The sequence below is a fragment of the Pseudoxanthomonas sp. LjRoot204_2 genome (assembly GCF_056175765.1).
In genome coordinates, this window is the sequence record NZ_JBGFFG010000599.1 from 1 (window position 1) to 1642 (window position 1642).

The window sequence follows — 1642 nt, forward strand, 5'->3', positions numbered from 1 at the left end:
GTGCACAGCTAGAAGCCGCGCTGCGCCACCTGCGCGAGACCGATGAAGCCGCGCGCCGCGCCAGCGACATGCAGCTGGCCCAGGCCATCCTGGCGCGTTGATGTTCCCGCGTCGGCCATGGAGCCGACGCATCGGCGTGGTCCTGGCTTTTGCACTGCTGGGCCACGCGCTTCCTGCCTTCGCCCTTCGCGTCGATCCTGCGGGTCTCGACACGGCCCAGGTCGCATCCGCGCAGGCGCTCGTCGACGATGTCCTCGGCCGCTTGCCGCGCACGTGGCGAGACGGATTGCCGCCGGACCTCGTCCTGGGGTGGCGCGCCGATCTTCCGCGCGACGTGCAAGGCCGCCGTGTCGGCCACCGGCTGTGGCTCGACCGCGCCTTGCTGGATGACGCACGCGTCCCGGCGGCGCGCAAGGCGCTCGTCCACGAACTCGCGCATGCCTACGATCGCACCCATCGCAACGTGTTGTCCGGGGATGCGCGCCTGCGCGAGCTGGCCGGTTGGCAGCGCAGCGTGTTCCGCGTCGCCGGCCGGCGCAGCCGCAACGACTTCATTGCCCGGAGCCCCGATGCCTACGAGCTGACGCGGCCGTCGGAGTTCGTTGCCGTCAATCTCGAACATTTCGTGCTGGACGGCAGTTACGCGTGCCGGCGTCCGGCGCTGTACCGCTATTTCGCATCGCATTTCGGCGAATCGTCCGCGGCGGCCGAGTGCGCGGAGGGACTGCCTTTCCTCGAGGCGGATGCGGCACGCGGCGATGCTTCGCTGCTGGCGCTGGATCCCGCGCGCATCTACGAAGTCGACTACCTCCTGGCCGAGGGCARCAGCGAAGCGATGAGCCGCTGGGGCCACAGCATGCTGCGCCTGGTCGTCTGCGCGCCGGGGCGTGTGCCGGGGCCGGATTGCCGGCTGGACCTTGCCCATCATCGCGTGCTGTCGTTCCGCGCCTTCGTGGGCGACGTGCAGATTTCGAGCTGGCGGGGGCTGACAGGCTCGTATCCGTCGCGCGTATTCCTGCTGCCGCTGGACCAGGTCATCGAGGAATACACGAAGGTCGAACTGCGTGGCCTGCAATCCGTTCCGCTGCGGCTCCAGCGTGACGAGATCGCCTCGCTGCTCGAGCGTGCCGCACAACTCCACTGGAGCTATGACGGGCGCTACTACTTCATCAGCAATAACTGCGCTGTGGAAACCTGGAAGCTGCTGCACGATGGCGTGCCACGGCTTGCCGGGGAGCCATTGGCGAGCATCACGCCGACAGGGCTGCTGAGGAAGCTGGAACGGGCGGGCATCGCGGACCGTCGCGTGCTGGAGGATGGCGAACAGGCGCGCCGTCTCGGCTACTACTTCGAACCGATGAGCGCGCGCTACGAAGCGTTGTATTCCGTCGCCCGCCAGGCGCTTGCCCTGCCGCACGCCGATGCGCAGGCATGGTTGGCACTCTCGCCGACAGAGCGGGCGCCGTGGCTGTCGCAGGCCGACCTGAAGGCGAGCGCGGCTTTGCTCGTGCTCGAGAACGCCGCGCTGCGCCGCCAGCAGTTGCTGTTGCGCGATGAGCTGAAGCGGCGCTACCTCGGCCGCGACGTGCCTGTCGATGCCGCGCCCGCCGTGCAGGCGCTGAGAGCGTGGCTGGGCGATACC

General features: G+C 68.9%; 2 protein-coding genes. Both read left to right on the forward strand.

What is annotated here, in order from left to right:
* Nucleotides 1-101: DUF2388 domain-containing protein (locus AC04L7_RS18260; RefSeq protein WP_475513643.1), on the forward strand; the 101-nt coding region annotated here is incomplete at its 5' end.
* Nucleotides 101-1642 (forward strand): DUF7844 domain-containing protein (locus tag AC04L7_RS18265; RefSeq protein WP_475513642.1); only part of this gene is annotated, 1542 nt, incomplete at its 3' end. The genes AC04L7_RS18260 and AC04L7_RS18265, both read left to right, overlap by 1 nt.